Genomic DNA, 22,357 nt, shown 5'->3' on the forward strand with positions numbered 1-22,357 from the left:
ATCCTTCCAGCGTCGACACACATCGACGCAGATCAGATGTCACCTATCCGTGCAGCAGACCCCCCATGCCGGATCGCCGCGTGTGCCCCACACCCCGCTATACCGATGCCTCAGGCACACGACCCACGCAGGCACCCGTGCCGAACCGCCGCGTGTGCCCCACACCCCGCTATACCGATGCCTCAGGCACACGACCCACGCCAGGCACACGACCCAGCCCCAGGCAGACGACCCACGACCAGACCGAGAGCCCTCAGCCCTCCAGCACCACCACGGCGGTCGCCACGCCCGCGTCGTGGCTCAGCGTCAGGTGCACCGCCCGCACCCCGTGCCGCTCCGCCTCCAGCGCCACGGTCCCCCGCAGCTGGAAGACGGGCCGCCCGGACGGCTCGCGCACCACCTCGGCGTCGTGCCAGGACAGACCCGGGGGCGCGCCGAGCGCCTTGGCCAGCGCCTCCTTCGCCGCGAACCGCGCGGCCAGCGACGGCACCGGCAGCCCCACCTCGCCCCCGACGAACAGCCGGGCGGCGAGCGCCGGCGAGCGCGCCAGCGACGCCGCGAAGCGGTCGATGTCGCAGACGTCGGTGCCGATGCCGATGATCACTCGACCGTGACCGACTTCGCGAGGTTGCGGGGCTGGTCGACATCGTGGCCCAGCAGCGTGGCCAGCTCGCAGGCGAACAGCTGCAACGGGATGATCGCCACCAGCGGCTGGAGCAGCACCGGCACCTTGGGCAGCCGGATCAGCTCGTCGGCGTACGGCTCGATGGCGGCGTCGCCCTCCTCGGCGAGGCAGATGGTGCGCGCGCCGCGGGCCCGGACCTCCTGGATGCCGCTGATCATCTTTCCGTGCAGCTGGTCGCGACCCCGGGGCGGTACGACGCAGAGCACCGGCAGCCCTTGCTCGACGAGGGCGATCGGCCCGTGCTTGAGCTCGCCGGCGGCGAAGCCCTCGGCGTGCAGGTAGGCGAGCTCCTTGAGCTTGAGTGCCCCCTCGAGCGCCACCGGGTAGCCGGCGTGCCGGCCCAGGAAGAGCACCGACCGGGCGCCGACGTGGTCGCGCGCCAACCCGTAGATCGACTCCGCCTGCTCCAGCACCGACTCGATCTGGGACGGGATCGCCTCGAGCTGGGCCACGATCTCGTCGATCTCGTCGCCGTACCGGGTGCCCTTCACCTGCGCGACGTACAGCGCCAGCAGGTAGCAGGCCACCAGCTGGGTCAGGAAGCCCTTGGTGGAGGCGACGCCGATCTCGGGTCCGGCGTGGGTGTAGATCACCGCGTCGGACTCGCGCGGGATCGAGGAGCCGTTGGTGTTGCAGATCGCCAGCACCCGGGCGCGCTGCTCGCGGGCGTGCCGGATCGCCTGGAGGGTGTCGGCGGTCTCACCGGACTGGCTGATCGCGACCACCAGGGTGGTGCTGTCCAGGATCGGGTCGCGGTAGCGGAACTCGGAGGCGAGCTCGACCTCGACCGGCGTCCGGGTCCAGTGCTCGATCGCGTACTTGGCGACCATGCCGGCGTAGAACGACGTGCCGCAGGCGATGATGATGATCTTGTCGAGCTCGCGGATCTCCTCGTCGGCCAGCCGCATCTCGTCCAGCTGCAGCAGGCCGTCCGCGCCGCGCCGGCCGATCAGCGAGTCCGCGACCGCCCGGGGCTGCTCGAAGATCTCCTTGCGCATGAACCAGTCGTGGCCGTCCTTCTCGGCCGCCGACAGGTCCCAGTCGACGTGGAACCGGGTCACCTCGGCCGCGCGCCCCCAGAAGTCGGTGACCTGCACCGCGTCGCGGGTGAGCGTCACGATCTGGTCCTGCCCCAGCTCCAGCGCCTCGCGGGTGTGCTCGATGAACGCGGCGACGTCGGAGCCCAGGAAGTTCTCGCCCTCGCCGAGGCCGACCACCAGCGGCGAGTTGCGGCGCGCGGCCACCACCCGCTCCGGGTCGTGCGCGTCGACGGCGACCAGCGTGAACGCGCCGTCGAGCTGCTGGCACACCCGGCGCATCGCCTCGGTCAGGTCCACCCCGGACTGCACCTGCAGCTCGATCAGGTGGGCGGCGATCTCGGTGTCGGTGTCGGAGAGGAACGCGTGGTCGTCGGCCTCGATCCGGTCCCGCAGCTCGGCGAAGTTCTCGATGATCCCGTTGTGCACCACCGCGACCCGGCGGGCCTCCCCCGCGTGCGGGTGGGCGTTGGCGTCGTTCGGCGGACCGTGGGTGGCCCACCGGGTGTGCCCGATGCCGACGCCGGCGGCGGGCAGCGGCTCCTCGGCCAGCACCTTCTCCAGGTTCTCCAGCTTGCCCGCGCGCTTGGCCATCCACAGCGCGTCGTCGTGGACGACGGCGACGCCCGCTGAGTCATATCCGCGGTACTCCAGACGCCGCAGGCCGTCGATCACGACGTCCTGCGCGCGCTGGGGCCCGACATAACCGACGATCCCGCACATAGCGCAGAACTCTACGGTCCCACCCATCCCAGTCCGGGAGGCACTCGCACACGGAAGCGCGCGGGCTGGAACAATCCCGGCCATGGCGACGGGAGACACCGGCAACGGCGGCACCCATCCCGTCGACCCCTCGCACCACCCGCACCACGCGAACCACGACTCCCAGCGCGAGGCGACGCCGTACGTCGAGCTCGAGCGCGCGACGTGGGCGGCCCTGGCCTCGGAGACGGAGAGCCCCCTCACCGCCGGCGAGGTGAGCCGGTTGCGCGGCCTGGGCGACCAGCTCGACCTGCGCGAGATCGTCGAGGTCTACCTGCCGCTGTCGCGACTGCTCAGTCTGTACGTCGAGTCCGCCGGCAAGCTGCACCGCGCCCAGGAGGCGTTCCTGCACGCGGGCACGCCGCCGCGCACCCCGTTCGTGATCGGCCTGGCCGGGTCGGTCGCGGTGGGCAAGTCGACCAGCGCGCGGGTGCTCCAGCAGCTGCTGGCCCGCTGGCCCGAGCACCCGAACGTGGAGCTGGTCACGACCGACGGATTCCTCTACCCCAACGCCGAGCTGGTCCGCCGCGGGCTGCTGCAGCGCAAGGGCTTCCCGGAGTCCTACGACCGGCGGGCGCTGATGAAGTTCGTGGTCGACATCAAGTCCGGCAAGGACGAGGTCGAGGCGCCGGTCTACTCCCACCTGGTCTACGACGTGGTGCCCGACGAGAAGGTCGTGGTGAAGCGCCCCGACATCGTGATCATCGAGGGCCTCAACGTGCTGCAGCCCGCGCGCGTGCGCGCCGACGGCCGCACCGGGCTGGGCCTGTCGGACTTCTTCGACTTCTCGATCTTCATCGACGCCAAGGTCGGCCACATCCGGGAGTGGTACGTCGATCGGTTCCTGCGTCTGCGCGAGACCGCGTTCCGCGACCCCAACTCCTACTTCGCCAAGTACGCCGCGCTCACCCACGACAGCGCGGTGGACGAGGCCCGCCGGATCTGGGACACCATCAACGGCCCGAACCTGGAGCAGAACGTGCTGCCGACGCGGTCCCGGGCCACGCTGGTGCTGCGCAAGGACGCGGACCACTCGGTGCGCTACGTGCGGCTGCGCAAGATCTGAACCGACGCGCACCGGTTTGGCGCCGCCGCTGTCGGGCATACCGCAGGCATGTCGTCTCGGAGGCGCTCCCCTGCCCTGCCCGCACTGGCGCTCGCCGGCGCGCTGTTCCTGGGCGCCTGCAGTGCCGCCGACCCCGGCCGCGCCGGGGACGCGCCCCCGCGACCCACCGGTACCGGGACAGCCACGGTCGCGGGCACGGGTAGCGGGACGGGGCTGACGCCGCCGGGGTCCCGGCTCCGGCTGGGCCAGTCGGCGGTCGTCTCCTACGCCGCCGGGGCGGGCGAGGGACGGGTCCGGATCGCGGTGGACCAGATCGAGCGCGGCGCACCCGAGGACCTCACCGAGCTCGACCTCGGCGAGCAGGCCGAGGGGTACGTGCCCTACTACGTCCGATTCTCGGTGACCGGGGTCGCCGGCAGCCGAACGATGGCCGACCGCTCGATCAACGAGTCGGTCAGGGGCGTGCTGGACGACGGAGCGGCGGCGCAGACGCTCTACGTGATCGGCGACTGGGACCACTGCACGGCCGTCACCTTCCCGTCGGGCTTCCGCGACGGCCGCAGCATCTCCAGCTGCGTGCCCTACCTGGCCCGCGAGCCGCGGGCGGTCGCGGCCGCGCAGTACGCGCCGCCGACCGGCGCCTACAGCAACGCCGAGGGGAGCCCGGTCACCTGGCGCTGAGCGGCCCGGCGGGCGTCGCGGCCAGCCGATGTCGATCGGCCAGCCGATGTCGATCGGCTAGCCGATGTCGCGACGCAGCGTGGTGAGCCGACCCACGAGCGCGAGCACGGCGGCGTACCCGACCAGGACCAGCAGCGCGGCCCACCGCGGCAGCAGGTCCGCCGAGCCTCCGCCCATCTCGCCGAGCAGGCTCACCCCGATCAGCCCGTCGGCGGCGGCGCCGGGCAGGAACCTGCCCACCGACGCGGTGGCCTCGAACGCTCCGAGCGCGAGCCGCGCGACGGGTTCGACGAACTGGGTGAACGCGAGCAGCCCGACGATCGCGGCGACCTGGTTGGGCACCACCGCGCCGAACGCGACGCCGATCACCGCCCACAGCGCCGTGACCACCACGCCGAGCCCCAGTACCGCGAGGACGTCGGGGTCGGTCAGGTAGGCGCCGTCCCCGCGCCACGCGAGCAGCGGTCCGGCCGTGCCGGCCAGCGCCGCCGTGCCGACGACGCCGTACAGGAGGCCCAGCGGCACCGCGAGGAGCAGCTTGCCGGCGAGCAGCACGCCGCGGCGCGGCTCGACCAGGAGCGACTCGGTGATCGTCCGGTGCCGGAACTCCGAGGTCACCAGCAGGCTGCCGATCACCAGCGGGAAGACGTACCCGATGGCGTTGACCAGGCCGTAGACCCCGGCTGCGGCCTGCTCGCCCGCCACCGGCAGCGCCTGGTCGGCGGGCGCGAGGACGATCGAGGCGGCCATCACGCCCCCGATGAACGCGAGGTAGGCCGCGAGCACGATCAGCAGCAGCCACCACAGGCGGGTGCTGACGAGCTTGCGGTACTCGGCGACCAGCGCGAACCTCATCGCGACTCCCCCGTCATCCGGAGGAACAGGTCCTCCAGGTCGCCACCGCGGGTCACGAGCTGGTGCAGCTCGACCCCGGACCCGTACGCCGCGGCGCCGACGTCCGCGCCGCCGATCCCCTCGAGCAGCAGGCCCGCGCCATCGGACCGGGCGGTCCAGCCCCGGTCGGCGCAGAGCCGGTCGAGCGCGGCCCGGTCCGGCGCCTCGACGTACGTCGACGGCACGGCCCGCGCGCTGAGGTCGGCGAGCGAGGAGGCGCTCACCAGGCGGCCGCGGGCGATGATCACCACGTCGTCGACGGTGTGCTGCACCTCCGAGAGCAGGTGGCTGGAGACGAGCACGGTGCGACCCTCGTCCGCGAAGGTGCGCAGCAGCCCGCGCATCCAGCGGATCCCCTCGGGATCCAGCCCGTTGGTGGGCTCGTCGAGGACGATCGCCGGCGGGTCGGCGAGCAGGGCCGTGGCCAGCCCGAGCCGCTGCCGCATGCCCATCGAGTAGCCGCCGACGCGGCGCGTGGCGGCGGCCCCGAGGCCGACCATCTCGATCAGCTCGCGACACCTGGCCCGGCCGACACCGGCCTGCGCGGCGTAGACCTCCAGGTGCGCCAGCCCGGATCGGCCGGGGTGGAAGCCGGAGGCCTCCAGCGCGGCGCCGACCAGCCGCGCCGGCACCGGGTGCTCGGCGTAGGCGCGTCCGCCGATCAGCGCGCGCCCCTGCGTCGGCGTGGTGAGGCCGAGCAGCATCCGCAGCGTGGTGGTCTTGCCCGCGCCGTTGGGGCCGAGGAAGCCGGTGACGGCGCCAGGGCGCACGGTGAAGCTGAGGCCGTCCACGGCCCGCACCGCCCCGAAGCTCTTGCCGAGGTCCTCGACCGCCAGCGTGGGTCCGTCCATGCCGGACTTTCTATCGGACCCCTGCGGCCCGGGGGCCAGGGGGCTCTTCGGGACCGGCCCGCCGGCCGGTCTCAGTCTCAGCCCAGCCGCTCCCGGACGACGTCGGCGAGGCTGTCGGCGACCGTCTGCGCCTGCGCGGCGGTCGGGGCCTCGACCATCACCCGGACCAGCGGCTCGGTGCCCGAGGGGCGCAGCAGCACCCGGCCGTCGCCGGCCAGGCCGTCCTCGGCCTCGGCGACGGCGGCCAGCAGGGCCTCGTCCGTCGCGGCGCGCGCCTTGTCCACGCCGTCGACGTTGACCAGCACCTGCGGCAGCCGCGTGACGACGCCGGCCAGCTCGGCCAGCGACTTGCCGGTCCGGGCCATCCGCTGCAGCACGTGGAGGGCGGTCAGCACGCCGTCGCCGGTCGTGGCGTGGTCGCGCAGGATGACGTGGCCGGACTGCTCGCCGCCGAGGCTGTAGCCGCCGTTGCGCATCTCCTCGAGCACGTAGCGGTCACCGACCGCGGTCTGCTTCACGTGGATGCCCGCGGCCTCCATCGCCTTCAGCAGGCCGAGGTTGCTCATCACCGTGGCCACGAGGGTGTCGTCGGCCAGCCGGCCGTCGTCGAGCAGGCCGAGCGCCATGATCGCCATGATCTGGTCGCCGTCGACGTCCGCACCGGTGTGGTCGACCGCCAGGCAGCGGTCCGCATCGCCGTCGACGGCGAACCCGGCGTCCGCGCCGTGCGCCAGCACGGCGGCGCGCAGGTGGTCCAGGTGGGTGGAGCCGACGCCCGCGTTGATGTTGAGGCCGTCGGGCTCCGCACCGATCGCGATCACGGTGGCGCCGGCGGCGCGCAGCGCCTGGGGGCCGACCGCGTGCGCGGCGCCGTGGGCGCAGTCGAGGACCACGCGCAGCCCGTCCAGCGGCAGCACGTCGGAGCCGGTCTGCGGCAGCGTGGCGACCAGGTGGGCGGCGTACTCCTCGACCGTCGGGCCGTACTCGGAGACCCGGCCGACGTCGCCGCCGGTCGGGCGGTCCCACTCCTGGCCGAGGAACGCCTCGATCTCGGCCTCGATGGCGTCGTCCAGCTTCACCCCGCCGCGCGCGAGGAACTTGATCCCGTTGTCGGGCATCGGGTTGTGGGAGGCGCTGATCACCACCCCGGCGTCCGCCTCGAGCGCGTCGGTCAGGTAGGCCACCCCCGGCGTGGGCAGCACCCGCAGCAGCAGCACGTCGACGCCGGCCGAGGCCAGCCCCGCGACGATCGCGTGCTCCAGGAACTGGCCCGAGATCCGGGTGTCGCGCCCGACCACGGCGAGCGGGCGCACCCGCCCGGCGGGTCGAGGTCGGTCCCCCGCGTGGGCGGCCAGCACCCGCGCCGCGGCGACCCCCAGATCCAGCGCCAGCTCGGCGGTCAGCTCACCGTTCGCCAGCCCGCGGACACCGTCGGTCCCGAAGATGCGGCCCACGACTCTCCTCTCACACCCTTGTGAATCCTGCCATCAAACGACAACGGGACCACGCTCCGCCAGAGCGGAGCATGGTCCCGTCGTACCGGGCGGCGCCGGACGCTCGTGGTGTGGTTCCACGGGCGCCGGCACGCGGCCCCGGATCAGCGCTTGCTGTACTGCGGCGCCTTGCGGGCCTTCTTGAGACCGGCCTTCTTGCGCTCGATCGCACGCGCGTCGCGGGTGAGCAGACCGGCCTTCTTCAGGACCGGGCGGTTCGCCTCGGCGTCGACGGCGTTGAGGGCGCGGGCCACGCCGAGGCGCAGGGCGCCGGCCTGACCGGTGATGCCACCGCCGTGGATGCGGGCGATGACGTCGAAGCGGCCCTCGAGGCCGGCGGCCACGAAGGGCTCGTTGACGACCTGCTGGTGCAGCTTGTTCGGGAAGTACGAGTCGAGGGTCCGACCGTTGACCTTCCACTCGCCGGTGCCCGGGACGATCCGGACGCGGGCCACGGCCTCCTTGCGACGGCCGGTGGCCGAGGCGGGGGCGATGGTGGCGGGGCGGGCGGCGGCGTCGGCGGCCGAGGCAGTGCTCTCGCTGGTGTAGGCGACACCCTGCTCGTCGACGTCGAAGGTCTCCTCGACCTCGGTGTTGGTGGTTTCAGCCACGATGAGTCCTTAGTTCCTGTCTTCGGTCAACGAGTCACTGGGAGATCTGGGTGATCTCGAACGGGACGGCCTGCTGGGCCTGGTGCGGGTGAGCCGGGCCGTTGTAGACCTTCAGCTTCTTGATCATCTGGCGACCGAGGCGGTTCTTGGGGAGCATGCCCCAGACGGCCTTCTCGATGGCCTTGCGGGCGTCCTTGTCCAGGACCTCACCGATCGGGGTGGCGGTCAGACCACCCGGGAAACCGGAGTGGCGGTAGACGAGCTTGTCGGTGCGCTTCTTGCCGCTCAGGGCGACCTTCTCGGCGTTGACGATGATGACGTAGTCACCGGTGTCAGCGTTCGGGGCGAAGATCGGCTTGTGCTTGCCGCGGAGCAGGTTCGCGGTGGTCACGGCGAGGCGGCCGAGCACGATGTCGGTCGCGTCGATCACGAGCCACTGGCGCTCGACGTCGCCGGGCTTCGGGGCGTACGTACGCATGGATACGTTCACTCTCTGGTCGTTCGTGGACCAGCCCACGCGATTCGTGGACCGGCTGGAGCCGACCGCTGTACGGCGGCGCGGCACCCGCGTCCTCTGACGAACTCAGCCCGGCCCACGCGTGCTCACCTCACGGCGATCCACGAGCGATCCGGGACTGCCCCGGTCCGACACGCTCTTCGATGCAGAGCACGCGGACATGAGGCGGCAGGGGACGCGACCTCCAAGATTACGGGCGGCGCGGGCGGTGGGTCAAAACCGCGGGGCGCCCGCCAGCAGCGCGCAACTGCCCCGAATTCGGACACCGGGTTACCGGCGTACTCACGGTAGGGCTACGGTGCAGGAGTGACTGACTCTCTCACCGTACGCGACAACCGCACCGGCGCGGAGTATGACATTCCGATCCTCGACGGCACCATCAAAGCCGCAGACCTCGGACAGATCAAGGTCGACGCGGAGCAGCCCGGCCTGGCCGTCTACGACCCCGGTTTCGTCAACACCGCCTCCTGCCGCAGCTCCGTCACCTACATCGACGGGGAGAAGGGGATCCTGGAGTACCGGGGCTACCCGATCGAGCAGCTGGCGGAGAACTCGAGCTTCCTCGAGGTCGCCTACCTGCTGATCCACGGCGCACTCCCGACGAAGGCGGAGTACGAGGCGTGGGAGCACGAGATCACCTTCCACACGTTCGTGCACGAGAACGTGAAGAGCTTCATGCAGGGCTTCCGGTACGACGCGCACCCGATGGGGATGCTGATGGCGTCGGTGGGGGCCCTGTCGACGTTCTACCCCGAGTCCGGCAACATCGCCGACGCGGACAACCGCCACATCCAGATCGTGCGGATGATCGCGAAGATGCCGACGCTGGGCGCCTGGGCGTTCCGCCACGCGCAGGGCAAGCCGTACGTCTACCCGGACAACGACCTCTCCTACGCCGAGAACTTCCTCTCGATGCTGTTCAAGATGAGCGAGGTCACCTACGAGCCCGACGCGCGCATCGCGAAGGCGCTGGACACCCTCTTCATCCTGCACGCCGACCACGAGCAGAACTGCTCGACGAACGCGGTCCGCTCGGTCGGCTCCTCGCAGGTCGACCCGTACTCCGCGGTCTCGGCCGGCATCGGCGCGCTCTACGGCCCGCTGCACGGCGGCGCCAACGAGGCGGTGCTGCGGATGCTGCGCCGGATCGGCAACAAGTCCGAGATCCCCGCCTTCATCGAGGGCGTCAAGGCCGGCAACGAGCGGCTGATGGGCTTCGGCCACCGGGTCTACAAGAACTACGACCCGCGCGCCAAGATCATCAAGAAGGCCTGCGACGACGTCTTCGAGGTGACCGGCGTCAATCCGCTCCTCGAGGTCGCCCAGGAGCTGGAGAAGATCGCGCTCGAGGACGAGTACTTCGTCAAGCGCAAGCTCTACCCGAACGTGGACTTCTACTCCGGTCTCATCTACGAGGCGCTGCAGTTCCCGCCGGAGATGTTCACCGTGCTCTTCGCGATCGGCCGCACCCCCGGCTGGCTGGCCCAGTGGCTCGAACTGGTCCAGGACAAGGAGCAGAAGATCGCCCGGCCGAAGCAGATCTACACCGGCGAGCGCACGCTGGACTTCGTCCCGCGCGAGGAGCGCTGGGCCTGAGCCCCGCGACGCCGACGACGACCCCGGTCACCTCCTGGTGGCCGGGGTCGTTCGCACTCAGGCCGGGTACGGCGGCAGCGCGGTGCGGTTCAGCCAGGGGTCGAGCAGGGCCGCGACGTCGGCACCCGTCGACTCGCCGGCGAAGGCGAGGAAGTCCTCGGTGGTGACCGAGCCTCCGGCGTACCGCTCCACCCAGCCGCGCAGCACGGCGAAGAACGCGTCGTCGCCGACCGACCGTCGCAGCGCGTGCAGGGCGAGCGCCCCGCGCTTGTAGACCCGGTCGTCGAACATCAGCTCCGGGCCGGGGTCGGCCAGCAGCAGGTCCTGCCTCGCCTCGACCAGCCGCGCGTGGTGGTGGCGCGCCCAGCCGTCGCAGCTGCGCGGGCCGCCGCTCTCCTCCGACCACAGCCACTCGCTGTAGCAGGCGAAGCCCTCGTGCAGCCAGATGTCGCGCTGGCGGGCCAGGGTGACCGCGTTGCCGAACCACTGGTGGGCCAGCTCGTGGGCGATCAGCCGCACCTGGGACCAGTCGGTCGAGCAGAAGTTGCGGCCGAAGGTGGACAGCCCCTGGCTCTCGAGCGGGATCTCCAGGTCGTCGTCGGTGACCACGGCGGCGTAGGAGGTGAACGGGTAGGGACCGAACCAGCGCTGGAACGCCTCCATCATCGCCGGCTGCTGGTCGAAGCAGCCCGCGAGCAGGCCCGCCGGCAGGGCCTCGGGGACCACGGTGCGGATCGGCGGCGTCCCGGGAGCGGCCCGGTGCTCGCGGACCCGGTAGCGGCCGATCTGGACGGTGGCCAGGTACGTCGACATCGGCCGGTCCATCACGTAGGACCAGGTCTCGGCGCTCCCCCGCCGGCGGTGCTCGGCCAGCTCGCCGTTGGCGACCACGTGGTAGCCCGCGGGCGCGGTGACGGCGATCGCGTACGTCGCCTTGTCGCCGGCCCGGTCGTTGCACGGGAACCAGGTCGGCGCGCCGTGCGGCTGGGCCGCCACGATCGACCCGTCGGTGAGCTCCTCCCAGCCGGCGTCCCCGTGGTGGCGGTCGATCACCGGGGCGGGCTTGCCGGAGTAGCGGACCGTCGCGGACATCCGGTCGCCGGGCGCGGCCTCCGCGGCCAGCGTCAGCACCAGGCGTCCGTCCCGGTGGTCGAAGCGGCGCAGCCGCGCGGCGCCGGTCAGCCGGACCTTGCCCACGGAGAGGCCGATCAGGTCGAGCACGATCCGGCGGGTCGGCTCGAGCACCTCCAGGTCGAGCACCGCGGTGCCGTCCAGGCGGTTCCCGTCGACGGTGTAGCCGATCTCGAGGTCGTAGTGGTGGACCCGGTAGGCGGGGTCGCCGTGCCCGGGCAGGTAGGGGTCGGCCGTCGGCAGCGAGTTCGGCATCAGTGGTCGACCTGCTCGTCGACCTGCTCGTCGACCCAGGGTCCGATCGGGTTCCCGATCCAGCGGGTCTTGTGCGGCACGGTCTCGCCTCTCATCACCAACGACACCGGACCGACCGTAGCGTGCCGACCAATGCCGGCGGCGGGCAGCACGACCGAGTTGGACCCGAGGGTGGCGCCGGCGAGCAGCGTCACCCCGTCGGTGGCCAGCAGCCGGTCGTGGAAGAGGTGCGTCTGCACGACGCTGCCCTGGTTGACGGTCGCGCCGTCCCCGAGCGTGACGAGGTCGGCCTCGGGCAGCCAGTACGTCTCGCACCACACGCCGCGCCCGACCCGCGCGCCCATCGCCCGGAACCAGGCGTTGAGCAGCGGGGACCCTGTCGCCAACCCGGCGAACCAGGGCACCGCGAGCACCTCGACGAAGGTGTCGGCGAGCTCGTTGCGCCACACGAAGGAGCTCCACAGCGGGTGGCTGCCCCGGCCGACCCGGCCGATCAGCAGCCACTTGGCGGCCACCGCCACCAGCGCCGCCAGCGCCCCGGCGGCCAGCAGTCCCCCGGCCAGGGCGAGCACCGCGGCGAGCACGCCGCCGGCGTCCCAGGCCGCCAGCGTGGCCACCGCCACCAGCGCGGTGAGGGTCACGGTGAGCAGCACGGGCAGCAGGCGCGCCACCTCCCAGGCGGCGCGGGCGACCTTGAGCCGCGTCGGCGGCGCATACGTGCGCTCGTCGCTGCTCGCCTGCTCGGCGCGGCGCAGCGGCGCCGGCGGGCTGCCCAGCCAGGACTCGCCGGCCTGCATCGCCTTGCGGCGCGGGGCCGCGGAGAGCACCGCCACCAGCGACCGCTTGGGCACCTTGCGCCCCGGGGCCGCCATCGCGGAGTTGCCGACGAAGGCCCGCTTGCCGACCTTGACCCGCTCCGCGCGCAGCCAGCCGCCGCCGAGCTCGTAGCCGCCGATCAGCGTGTCGTCGGCCAGGAACGCCTGGTCGTTCACGTGGCACAGCGACGGGATCATCAACACGGTCGAGGCCTCGACGTCCTTCCCGATCCGCGCGCCGAGCAGCCGCAGCCACAGCGGCGTGAGCTGGGAGCTGTAGAGCGGGAACAGCCAGGTCCGGGCCTCGTCGAGGACCCGGATCGTGCCCCACACCCGCAGCGCCTGGGGGCTGCGCACCGGGTGCGCGCCGGGCTCCAGGCCGGCGCCGAGCGCCCGGACCACCAGCAGCACCAGGCCGGCGAGCACCGGCCACCCCAGCAGGGTCCCGGGCACCACCAGCCAGAGCAGGTCGATCGGCCGCTCGGAGCCCGTGGGGTCGGCGATCGGGAGCAGCACGGCCACTGTGATCGCCGCCGCCAGCAGCGGCAGCGAGCCGAGCAGCAGCGCCAGCGCGCCGTACGCCGCGGACCAGCCGCGGCTGGCGCGGGGGCGCTCGTCCCACGGCCCGCGGGCGCTGCGGCTCATCCGGGACGCGGGGGCGCCGCTCCAGAACTCGCCCTCGGGGACGGTGCCGAAGACCGCGGAGCCGGGCGCGATCTCCGCGTCGTCGCCGATCACGGCGCCGGGGCCGAGCATCGTCCGGGTGCCGATCCGGGCCCGCTTGCCGACGACCACCGACCCCAGGTGCAGCGTGTTGCCGTCGATCCAGTAGCCGGAGAGGTCGACCTCGGGCTCGATCGAGGCGCCCTTGCCGACCCGCAGGTTGCCGGTCACCGGGGGCAGCGTGTGCAGGTCGGCGTTGAACCCGATCCGGGCGCCGAGCAGCAGGGCGTACCAGGGCAGCCACGGCGCGCCGGCGAGGCTGACCGCGCCGAGCTGGTCGCCGATCCGCTCCGCGGCCCACAGCCGCAGGTGGACCTTCCCGCCGCGCGGGTAGTCGCCGGGGCGGATCCCGGCCAGCGTGGCGCGGATGGCGCCGGCGGCGATCAGGATCCGCCCGGGCGGGCTGACGAAGAGGGCCAGGCCGATCAGCACCCAGGGCCAGGACGGCGCGGGCACCGCGTCGACGCCGTACAGGTCGTGGGCGAGCCGGGACCCGAGCGCCGTCCAGGCCAGCCAGCGGGGCACCGCGAGCAGGCGCAGCGCCGGCACCGCCAGCGCCTGGGCCACCTGCGACTTGCGCGGGATCGGGGCGACCCTCCGCTTCTGCTGGGTCAGCACCTGGCTGTCCAGCGCGTCGAGGAACGCGGCCAGCTCGCGGGGCGTGGGGTGGGCGTAGACGTCGCCCACGGTGACCTCGGGGTGCTCGGCGCGGAGCATGGTGACCACCTGCGCGGCGGTCAGGCTGCCGCCGCCGAGGTCGAAGAAGTCGGTCTCGGGGCCGTCGGGGCCGGCTCCGATCACCTGCTCCCACACCTCGGCGATCCGGGCCATCGTGGGCGTGAAGCCGGCGACCTCCCGCTTCCCCGCCGTGCCGCCGCCGACCAGCGGCCACGGCAGCGCGTCGCGGTCGACCTTGCCCGAGGTCCGGGTCGGGATCTCCTCGACCACGGCCAGCCGCGGCACCAGCGCCGCGGGCATGGTCGCGCGCAGGTGGGCGGTGGCGGCGTGGGCGTCGAAGGCGTCCACGGCGACGTCCAGGGCGACGTAGCCGACCAGCAGCTGGTTGCCGGTCGCCGAGCGTCGTACGGCGGCCGCGGCCGCGGCGACGCCCGGCAGCGCCAGCAGCGCGGAGTCGATCTCCCCGAGCTCGATCCGCCGGCCGCCGAGCTTGATCTGGTCGTCGGCGCGGCCGGCGAAGAGCAGGCCGGCAGGGTCGTTCACGACGATGTCGCCGCTGCGGTAGGCACGGTCCCAGCCGAGGGTCGGCATCGGCGCGTACTTCTCGGCGTCCTTGGCGGGATCCAGGTAGCGAGCCAGCCCGACGCCCCCGATGATCAGCTCGCCGCGCTCCCCCTCGGCCACCGGGCGGCCGTCGGCGTCGGCCACCGCCAGGTCCCAGCCGTCCAACGGGAGGCCGATCCGGACCGGCCCCTCGGCGGTGACCTGGGCTCCGCACGCGACCACGGTGGCCTCGGTGGGTCCGTAGGTGTTCCACACCTCCCGGCCGTCGCGGACCAGGCGGGCGGCCAGCTCGGGCGGCAGCGCCTCGCCGCCGAGGATCAAGAGCCGGACCCGGGAGATCGAGTCGTCGGGCCAGAGGCTGATCAGCGTGGGCACGGTCGAGACCACCGTGATCTCGTTGGCCGCCAGCCAGCCGCCGACGTCGACGCCGCTGCGGACCAGCGCGCGCGGCGCGGGCACCAGCGTCGCGCCGTAGCGCCAGGCCAGCCACATCTCCTCGCAGCTGGCGTCGAAGGCGACGCTCAGCCCGGCCATCACCCGGTCCGCCGGCCCGATCGGCTCCTCCTGGAGGAACATCCGGGACTCGGCGTCGACGAAAGCGGCGGCGTTGCGGTGCGAGACGGCCACGCCCTTGGGGGTGCCGGTGGAGCCGGAGGTGAAGATGATCCAGGCGTCGTCGTCGACGCCCGGCGGCACCACCGCGGCGAGCGGCTCGCGGGGCTCCCCGACCGGTGTGATCGCCAGGCCGTCCCCGATCACCGCGGCCACCCCCGCCTCGCCGAAGACCAGCCGGGCGCGGTCGTCGGGGTCCTCGGCGTCGACCGGGACGTAGGCGGCGCCGGCGAACAGGATGCCCATGATCGCGACGTAGAGGTCGGTGGTCCCCGAGGGCGCGCGGACGCCGACCCGGTCGCCGCGGCCGATGCCGAGCTCGGCCAGCTCGGCGGCCAGCGCCTCGGCGGCCTCGATGAACTCGGCGTAGGTGACGGTGTCGGCCCCGCTGTCCAGCGCGGTGGCGTCGGGGTGCGCCCGGGCGGTCGCCCACACGATGTCGACCAGCGTCCGCGGCGCGGGCGCGAGCGCGCCACGGAGCAGTGGCGTCGGGGACAGCGTCACCGATCGATCCTCACGGCCGCAGGTAACCACTCGCTCGTCCCCAGGTAAACAGAAGGTGGCGGAGGTCGGCGTTTTCCTTGAGCCACCCTGTGATCTCGGACACAATCGCGACGTGACTGCGACCGACGACGCTCCGATTTCCTGGCCACCGGCGATCCCGCCGGCGCCGACGTACCTCGACGACCGCCTCAAGCACTGGGCAGCGGCGACGCCCGATGCCGAGGCGATGACCTACCTGGGCCGCACCTGGACCTGGGCGCAGTGGTACGACCGCGTGCAGCGCGCCGCCGGCGGGCTGCGCGACCTCGGGGTCGCCCGCGGCGACGTCGTCTCCTTCCTCGACAAGAACCACCCCGCCTGCGTCGAGGTCAGCCTCGCCGCCGGGTCGATCGGCGCCGCGAACGCGATCATCAACTGGCGCTCGGCCGGCGACGAGATCGACTACGCCGTCAACGACTCGGGAGCCAAGGTGCTCTTCGTCGGCACCGAGCTGATGCCGACCATCGAGGAGATCCGCGACCGCCTCCCGCACGTCGAGCGGATCATCACCGTCACCCCCGAGGGCGACGAGGGCGACGAGTACGAGCAGTTCCTGGCCGACGCGACCCCCGTCGACGACGGCCCGGACGTGCTCGAGGACGACGTCTGCCTGATCATGTACTCCTCAGGCACCACCGGCCGCCCCAAGGGCATCCAGCTGACCCACCGCAACATGGTGGCGCACACCGTGAACGCCCACGACGGCTGGGGCTTCGACCCCGGCGACAAGTCGATGGTGGCGATGCCGCTGTTCCACGTCGGAGGGTCGTCGTACGTCCTGTTCGGCATCCACGACGGCGTGCCGAGCGTGATGACCCGCGAGGCCGACGGGGCTTCGCTGGCCGGCGCGATCCTGGCCGGCGCGAACCGGACCTTCCTGGTGCCGGCGGTCCTCGCCCAGGTGCTGCACTCCGGCGAGGACGCGATCAAGCTCTTCAGCCACCTCAAGACCTACACGTACGGCGCCGCGCCGATGCCGCCGCCGCTGCTGCGGGCGGCGATGGCGGCCTGGCCCGACACCGACTTCATCCAGGTCTACGGCCTGACCGAGGTCGGCGGCGTGGCCACCCACCTGATGCCCGAGGATCACCGCACCGCAGCGGCCGAGGGGCACCCCGAGCGGCTGCTGTCGGCGGGCAAGCCGATCCCCGGCGTCGAGGTGCGGATCGTCGACCCCGCGCTGCTGACCGACCTGCCGACCGGCGAGCACGGCGAGATCTGGCTGCGCACCGACCAGCTGATGAAGGGCTTCCTGAACAAGCCGGAGGCCACCGCCGAGGTGATCACGGACGACGGCTGGTTCCGCACCGGCGACATGGGCCACATCGACGCCGACGGCTACGTCTACGTCTCCGACCGGCTCAAGGACATGATCATCACCGGCGGGGAGAACGTGTACTCCCCCGAGGTGGAGCGGGTGCTCTCCGAGCACCCGGCCGTGCTCGAGGTCGCCGTGATCGGCGTGCCGGACGAGAAGTGGGGCGAGGCGGTCAAGGCCGTCGTCGCGCTCGAGGAGGGCACCGAGGCCTCCGAGGTCGAGCTGATCGAGTGGTGCCGGGAGCGGCTCGCGCACTTCAAGGCGCCGAAGTCGATCGACATCATCCCGGCACTGCCGCGCAACCCGACCGGCAAGATCCTCAAGCGGTCCCTGCGGGCGCCGTACTGGGAGGGCCAGCAGCGCCAGGTGTGAGGCGACGGGCCCACGGCCCGGACCGGCGGAACAGGCCCGCGGGGGTGCACCCCGCGGGCCTGTCGCATGTGCCGGGCCACTCTTGAGCAGACCCTCACCCGCGTCTCAGAGATCTCACAGAGACGCGCACGAGAGTGAGGGACATGAGCCAGGCACTGCCCCCGATGCCCCCGCCCCCGCTGCCTCCCTCGTCCGCGCCGTCGACATCCCCGTACGCGACGCGCCGGCCCCAGCGCACGGGCTTCGCGGTCGCCGTCCTCAGCGGCGCGCTGCTGGTCGGGGGCAGTGCCGGGTTCGCCGGCGCCGCGCTGTGGACGACCGTCTCCGACGACACCGCCGGCTCCCCGAGCTCCTCCCTCGCGGTCGCCGACACCCCGGACGCCCCCGCGGCCGCCGGCAGCGTCGAGGAGGTCGCAGCCAAGGTGCTGCCGTCGGTGGTCAAGCTGGACGTCTCCGGCGGGCAGGGCGGCGGCAGCGGCTCGGGCGTCGTCCTCGACGCCGACGGCCTGATCCTCACCAACGACCACGTGGTCAGCCTGGGCGGCAGCGTCGACCCCAGCCAGGCCAGCATCACCGTCTCCTTCAACGACGGCACGAAGTCCACAGCCAGCCTCGTCGGCACCGACCCGCTCACCGACACCGCGCTGGTGAAGGTGGACGGCGCCACGGGCCTGGCGCCGATCACCATCGGCAAGTCCGGCAACCTCGACGTGGGCGAGCAGGTCGTCGCCATCGGCTCGCCGTTCGGCCTGGACTCCACCGTGACCAGCGGCATCGTCTCCGCGCTCGACCGGCCGGTCGACGTCGGCCAGGACGCGCAGGGCAACATCACGGCGTACCCGGCGATCCAGACCGACGCCGCGATCAACCCCGGCAACTCCGGAGGCGCGCTGGTGGACATGAACGGCAACCTGGTCGGGATCAACGCCTCCATCCGCAGCACCGGCTCCGCGAACACCGAGGCCGGCTCGATCGGCCTCGGGTTCGCGATCCCGGTCGACGAGATCCTCCCGATCGTCGAGCAGCTCGAGGCCGGCGAGGCCCCGACCCACGCCCGGCTGGGGATCAGCGTCAGCGACGTGCCGGCCCAGGCCGGCGTACCGGCGGCCCAGGTGGTCGACGGCGCCCTGATCCGCAACGTCGGCGACGGCTCCGCCGCCGGCGCGGCGGGGCTGCGGGCAGGCGACGTGATCACCCGGATCGACGAGCACCAGGTCTCCGGCGCCGACTCCCTGATCGCCACCATCCGCGCCTACCGCCCCGGCGACCGGGTCACCGTCACCTACGAGCGCAGCGGCAAGGAGCGGACCACCACCCTGGACCTCGGCTCGGACGCGGACGCCGGGACCTCCTGAGCCGCCGGTACGCCGGCCTGGGTCCCGGAGCCGCGGTCGTGTGCCTGAGAACCCCCTATCGGCAGGTCTCAGGCACACGACCGTGTCCAGACCGGTCGGCGGGCGGGACCTTCGACACTGGGCCCCGCTCGGGGCTGGGGCCACGCTGGTGGTGACCCGAGCGAAGGGACCGCGATGGCCGGCCAGCGTCCGCTTCCGCCCGCGACCGCGTGGCGCGCCGTGCTGGCGTGCGTCGTCGCCAGCCTGGGGCTGCTCGCGCGCCGCCGCGTCCACCTGCCGCGCGGCAACCTGGGGCGGTCGATCCGGTTCGCCGACGGCACCGACGCGGTCGTCTACCGCGAGACCGTGACCGACCGGAGGCCCGCGGAGCCGTGCTTCCTCGCCATCTCCTTCCGACTGCGCGGCGTCCGCGGACCGCGGGCGCACGCGGCGTTCCGCGCCGAGAGCGTGCTCAACACCCCGCTCTTCGTCGGCTTCCCCGGGTTCGTCTCCAAGCTCTGGCTGGCCCACGACCGGAACGGGCGCTACCGGGGGCTCTACGAGTGGGACGGCCCCGACCTGGCCGAGCACTACGCACGGTCACTGTGGCGGGTGCTCGCGCTGGTCAGCGAACCGACCTCCATCGACTACCGGATCGTGCAAGGAGTGACCCGGGACGCCGCCGTCGCGGACCCGGCGTCGTCGACCGGCACGCCCTCGACCGAGGACGCGTGGTGGCGGGTCGCCGAGGCTTGAGACCGGTGGGATCCGGACCACCTGCGCGCAGCCGGCGACAGCGTCGGCCGCGGGGTTCGGCGCAGCGAGTAGCGTGCCTACCAGATCCGTGTCGGGTCCACGGAGGACCCACGGAGGCCGACGGAGGCCCAGGATGACCACCACCTCAACACCGCCGGAGAGCACCCCGAGCCGGGCCCGGGAGGACGGCCGCGCGGTCCGCAAGCGGGTGCCGCGCTCGACCCTCGGAGCGTGGGAGCCGGCGCCCGACCGCGCCGACCCGGTCGCGACGCTGACCGCCCAGGCGGTCGGGCGGGTGCCCGAGCTGCTCCCCCTCCGGTACCGGCGGATGCTCGCCTCGCCGTTCGCGTTCTACCGCGGAGCCGCGGCGATCATGGCCGGCGACCTCGCTCCGCGGCCACGGACCGGCCTGCAGGTCCAGCTCGCCGGCGACGCGCACCTGGCCAACTTCGGCGGCTTCGCCGCGGCCGACCGGACCCTGATCTTCGACCTCAACGACTTCGACGAGACCCTGCCCGGTCCGTTCGAGTGGGACGTCCAACGCCTCGCGGCCAGCTTCGAGGTCGCCGGGCAGAACAACGGCCTGTCCGCCTCGCAACGGGCCATGGTCGTCGGACAGGTCGCGGCCACGTACCGGCAGGCCGTCCGGGAGTTCGCCGGCTGGCCACGGCTCTCCGTCTGGTACGCCCGGGTCGGCGCCGACGACATCCTCGATCGGTGGGCCGGCGACCTGCCCGCATCACGGGTGCAGGCGTTCCACCGGGCGATCGACAAGGGCCGGCGGCGGACCAGCGCGAAGGCGCTCTCCCGCTACTGCGAGCACGCCCCGGACGGCCGGCTGCGGGTGATCAGTCGTCCGCCGGACGTGGTGCCGCTGCGCGACCTCTTCGGCCTCTCCGCAGACGAGGTACGACGGGCCGCGAACGACGTCGTCGAGACCTACCGCGAGAGCCTCGCCGATGACCGGCGCGCGCTGCTGAGCACCTTCGAGCCCGTCGACGCCGCCCGCAAGGTGGTCGGCGTCGGATCGGTCGGGATGCGCTGCTTCATCGCGGTCTTCGTGGACGCGGAGGACCACGACGACGGCCTGGTCCTGCAGCTCAAGGAGGCGACCGCGTCCGTGCTCGAGGCGGCCACCGAGCCCAGCCGCTACGGGCACCACGGGCAGCGGGTGGTCGAGGGCCAACGGCTGATGCAGGCCTCCAGCGACCTGCTGCTGGGGTGGACGACGGTGCGCGGCATCGACGGCGTCGAGCGCGAGTTCTACGTCCGGCAGATGTGGGACTGGAAGACCTCGCCGGACATCGACGGGATGGACCACCAGGGGCTCGGGGTCTACGCCGCGATGTGCGGCTGGACGCTGGCTCGGGCCCACTGCCGCACCGGCGACCGGCGCGTGCTGGCCGGGTACCTCGGCAGCGGGCGGTCCTTCGACCGCGCGATGCAGGAGTTCGCCGCGTCGTACGCCGACCAGAACCAGCGCGACTACGACGCGCTGCGGCGGGCGGTGGCCGACGGTCGGGTCGAGGCGGCCGACCCGGAGGACCGGTGACGCGACTGCTGCGCACCACCGGGAAGCCTCCCCAGTGGGCCCTGGTCGGGTTCCTGCTGGCGGGCGTGGCCGCGGGCCTCGGCGTGGGGCTGCTGGTCGCGGGCGCCCGGCCGCTGGCGCTGCTGCCCGCCCTGACGTGTGCCGTGGTGAGCGCCGCCGGCGCCGCCGGACCGCCCCGGTTCGCCGTACCGCTGGCGGTCTGGGCGGCGTACACGACCGTGGTCGTGGTGTGCCTGGGCTACCTCGCCAGCGACCGGCCGTGGCTGGCCGGCGGGGCGATGGCGGCGGTCGCGGTGTTCACCTCGGCCGCGGCAGGTGTCGGCCCGCTCGGGATGGTGCTCGGGATGATGAGCACCCTGACCTACGTCCTCGCGCTGGTGGTGTCGACCGAGGTCTCCGCGCGGAGCGCGGTGGGCCTCCTCGACGTCGCCGTCTGGGCCGTCGCGGCCGCGCTCACCGGCTTCGTGGTCGCGGGGGCCGGCGCGCTCCTGCGTCACCGGGGCGACCGCGCGGCGGCCGCGGGGGCCCAGCGACCACCGGCACCCTGGCGTGCCGTCGCACGGTCGCTGCGCACGCTCGACGAGCACGCCCGCGACGGGATCCGCCGCGCCGTCCCGCTGACCGCCTGCGTCGTCTGGTTCACCGCGTCGGGCTCCCACGACGCGCTCTGGGTGCTCGTCGCCGCGATGGCGGTGCTGCTGCCGACCGGGAAGAGCACGTGGGAGATGTCGCTGGGCCAGGTGGCCGCCACCGTCCTCGCGGTCGTCGTGGTGGCGGTCCTGGGTGAGCTGCTGCCGCTCGGCACCCTGCTCGCGGCGGCCGGAGCCGCCTTCCTCCTCGGCCAGGCCTACAAGCCGGTCGTGCCGCTCCTCGGCGGCGCCGCCACCTCGTTCGCCGCGGTGGTGTTCGTCGGCGCGCCCTCGGCCGACCTGACCGGCACCGGCGCCCTCCGGCTGGTCGACACCCTGATCGGGGTCGGGATCGCCCTGGCGGCGAACTACCTGCTGTGGCCCCGCGACCGCCCCGACGACGCCGAGGTGATCACCGAGCCGACCGCGACCCCCGAGTGACGGGTCCGGCTAGGACCTGAAGGCGCGACCGCACAGCGAGCGGTACAGCCTGATCTCCAGCTGGATGCCGCGCGGCACCGGCCAGGCGAGCGACTCGATCGCCTCGGCGTAGGCGAGCAGCGCGTCCAGGGTGTCCGAGCGGGCCGCGTGGGCGGCATCGCTGCGCAGCGGGGTCTTGCCGGCCTGCGTCCGCTCCGAGGAGCGGGCCGCCTCCACGTCATCCCAGAGCCGGGCGAGCCGACTATGCCGCACTGCGAAACCCGCCACCGGCACCGTCACGCGCCACACCCCGCCCTGTTGGTCCCGTCCCGACCGTTCACGCGATGCGCCTCTCCACCGACGGCGTGGGCGCAGCGGATGCGCGTCCTCGACGGCTGCTGTCGACAGTACACGCCACCGGTCGACCGTGCCGCCGGGCGAACGACGCCGGAGCGCCGGGCG

General features: G+C 73.1%; 18 protein-coding genes. 8 read left to right on the forward strand and 10 right to left on the reverse strand.

Translation table 11 applies throughout. The features are described 5' to 3' along the window. Positions 1 to 253: 253 nt before the first annotated feature. Positions 254 to 604, reverse strand: coding sequence for a holo-ACP synthase (locus tag E8D34_RS11725; RefSeq protein WP_136594834.1), 351 nt, complete (start codon positions 602 to 604; stop codon positions 254 to 256). After that, positions 601 to 2,445, reverse strand: coding sequence for a glutamine--fructose-6-phosphate transaminase (isomerizing) (gene glmS / locus E8D34_RS11730; RefSeq protein ID WP_136594835.1), 1,845 nt, complete (start codon positions 2,443 to 2,445; stop codon positions 601 to 603). Before glmS ends, E8D34_RS11725 begins: the two co-directional genes overlap by 4 nt. A gap of 82 nt (positions 2,446 to 2,527) precedes the next feature. Between glmS and coaA the strand changes: the two genes are divergently transcribed. Next, complete coding sequence (gene coaA / locus E8D34_RS11735) at positions 2,528 to 3,550, forward strand: type I pantothenate kinase (protein WP_136594836.1); 1,023 nt, start codon at positions 2,528 to 2,530, stop codon at positions 3,548 to 3,550. 48 nt (positions 3,551 to 3,598) lie between these two features. Continuing rightward, positions 3,599 to 4,231: a hypothetical protein gene (locus E8D34_RS11740; RefSeq protein WP_136594837.1), complete on the forward strand. Its 633-nt coding sequence runs from the start codon at positions 3,599 to 3,601 to the stop codon at positions 4,229 to 4,231. A 57-nt stretch (positions 4,232 to 4,288) separates the two neighbouring features. On the opposite strand, the gene E8D34_RS11745 is transcribed toward E8D34_RS11740, so the two are convergent. From E8D34_RS11745 to rplM, 5 genes are all read right to left on the reverse strand, one after another. Continuing rightward, positions 4,289 to 5,086: an ABC transporter permease gene (locus tag E8D34_RS11745; protein ID WP_136594838.1), complete on the reverse strand. Its 798-nt coding sequence runs from the start codon at positions 5,084 to 5,086 to the stop codon at positions 4,289 to 4,291. Further along, entirely contained in the window at positions 5,083 to 5,976 is an 894-nt protein-coding gene (locus tag E8D34_RS11750) for an ATP-binding cassette domain-containing protein (RefSeq protein ID WP_136594839.1), read from the reverse strand. The genes E8D34_RS11745 and E8D34_RS11750 overlap by 4 nt, the downstream gene beginning before the upstream one ends. A 77-nt stretch (positions 5,977 to 6,053) precedes the next feature. Further along, positions 6,054 to 7,430 (reverse strand): phosphoglucosamine mutase, encoded by a 1,377-nt coding sequence (gene glmM / locus E8D34_RS11755; RefSeq protein WP_136594840.1) that lies wholly within the window; start codon positions 7,428 to 7,430, stop codon positions 6,054 to 6,056. Between the two features lie 143 nt (positions 7,431 to 7,573). After that, the gene (gene rpsI / locus E8D34_RS11760; RefSeq protein WP_136594841.1) at positions 7,574 to 8,080 is read right to left on the reverse strand and encodes a 30S ribosomal protein S9; all 507 of its coding nucleotides are present in this window, start codon (positions 8,078 to 8,080) and stop codon (positions 7,574 to 7,576) included. A gap of 34 nt (positions 8,081 to 8,114) precedes the next feature. Next, complete coding sequence (gene rplM / locus E8D34_RS11765; RefSeq protein ID WP_136594842.1) at positions 8,115 to 8,558, reverse strand: 50S ribosomal protein L13; 444 nt, start codon at positions 8,556 to 8,558, stop codon at positions 8,115 to 8,117. Positions 8,559 to 8,903: 345 nt separating this feature from the next. Between rplM and E8D34_RS11770 the strand changes: the two genes are divergently transcribed. Further along, positions 8,904 to 10,193, forward strand: coding sequence for a citrate synthase (locus E8D34_RS11770; RefSeq protein ID WP_136594843.1), 1,290 nt, complete (start codon positions 8,904 to 8,906; stop codon positions 10,191 to 10,193). Between the two features lie 57 nt (positions 10,194 to 10,250). Here the strand turns inward: E8D34_RS11770 and E8D34_RS11775 are convergent, their stop codons facing one another. Next, positions 10,251 to 11,579 carry a M1 family metallopeptidase gene (locus tag E8D34_RS11775; RefSeq protein ID WP_136594844.1) on the reverse strand — a complete coding sequence of 443 codons (1,329 nt, stop codon included), beginning with the start codon at positions 11,577 to 11,579 and terminating at the stop codon, positions 10,251 to 10,253. After that, positions 11,579 to 15,475 carry a Pls/PosA family non-ribosomal peptide synthetase gene (locus E8D34_RS11780; protein ID WP_136594845.1) on the reverse strand — a complete coding sequence of 1,299 codons (3,897 nt, stop codon included), beginning with the start codon at positions 15,473 to 15,475 and terminating at the stop codon, positions 11,579 to 11,581. Before E8D34_RS11780 ends, E8D34_RS11775 begins: the two co-directional genes overlap by 1 nt. Before the next feature lie 112 nt (positions 15,476 to 15,587). On the opposite strand from E8D34_RS11780, the gene E8D34_RS11785 reads away from it, so the two are divergent. From E8D34_RS11785 to E8D34_RS11805, 5 genes are all read left to right on the forward strand, one after another. Then, a complete protein-coding gene (locus E8D34_RS11785) occupies positions 15,588 to 17,204 on the forward strand; it encodes a long-chain-fatty-acid--CoA ligase (protein ID WP_206056694.1) in 1,617 nt (538 codons plus the stop codon). Positions 17,205 to 17,347: 143 nt separating this feature from the next. Then, complete coding sequence (locus E8D34_RS11790) at positions 17,348 to 18,559, forward strand: trypsin-like peptidase domain-containing protein (protein ID WP_136594847.1); 1,212 nt, start codon at positions 17,348 to 17,350, stop codon at positions 18,557 to 18,559. A gap of 174 nt (positions 18,560 to 18,733) precedes the next feature. Beyond that, positions 18,734 to 19,294 carry a hypothetical protein gene (locus tag E8D34_RS11795; protein ID WP_136594848.1) on the forward strand — a complete coding sequence of 187 codons (561 nt, stop codon included), beginning with the start codon at positions 18,734 to 18,736 and terminating at the stop codon, positions 19,292 to 19,294. A gap of 133 nt (positions 19,295 to 19,427) precedes the next feature. Beyond that, the gene (locus E8D34_RS11800; protein ID WP_136594849.1) at positions 19,428 to 20,846 is read left to right on the forward strand and encodes a DUF2252 domain-containing protein; all 1,419 of its coding nucleotides are present in this window, start codon (positions 19,428 to 19,430) and stop codon (positions 20,844 to 20,846) included. Beyond that, complete coding sequence (locus tag E8D34_RS11805) at positions 20,843 to 21,916, forward strand: FUSC family protein (protein WP_136594850.1); 1,074 nt, start codon at positions 20,843 to 20,845, stop codon at positions 21,914 to 21,916. Before E8D34_RS11800 ends, E8D34_RS11805 begins: the two co-directional genes overlap by 4 nt. Before the next feature lie 9 nt (positions 21,917 to 21,925). On the opposite strand, the gene E8D34_RS11810 is transcribed toward E8D34_RS11805, so the two are convergent. After that, positions 21,926 to 22,183 (reverse strand): hypothetical protein, encoded by a 258-nt coding sequence (locus E8D34_RS11810; protein WP_136594851.1) that lies wholly within the window; start codon positions 22,181 to 22,183, stop codon positions 21,926 to 21,928. Between the last annotated feature and the right edge of the window lie 174 nt (positions 22,184 to 22,357).

This window comes from Nocardioides sp. GY 10113 (assembly GCF_004919105.1).
GTDB lineage: Bacteria > Actinomycetota > Actinomycetes > Propionibacteriales > Nocardioidaceae > Nocardioides.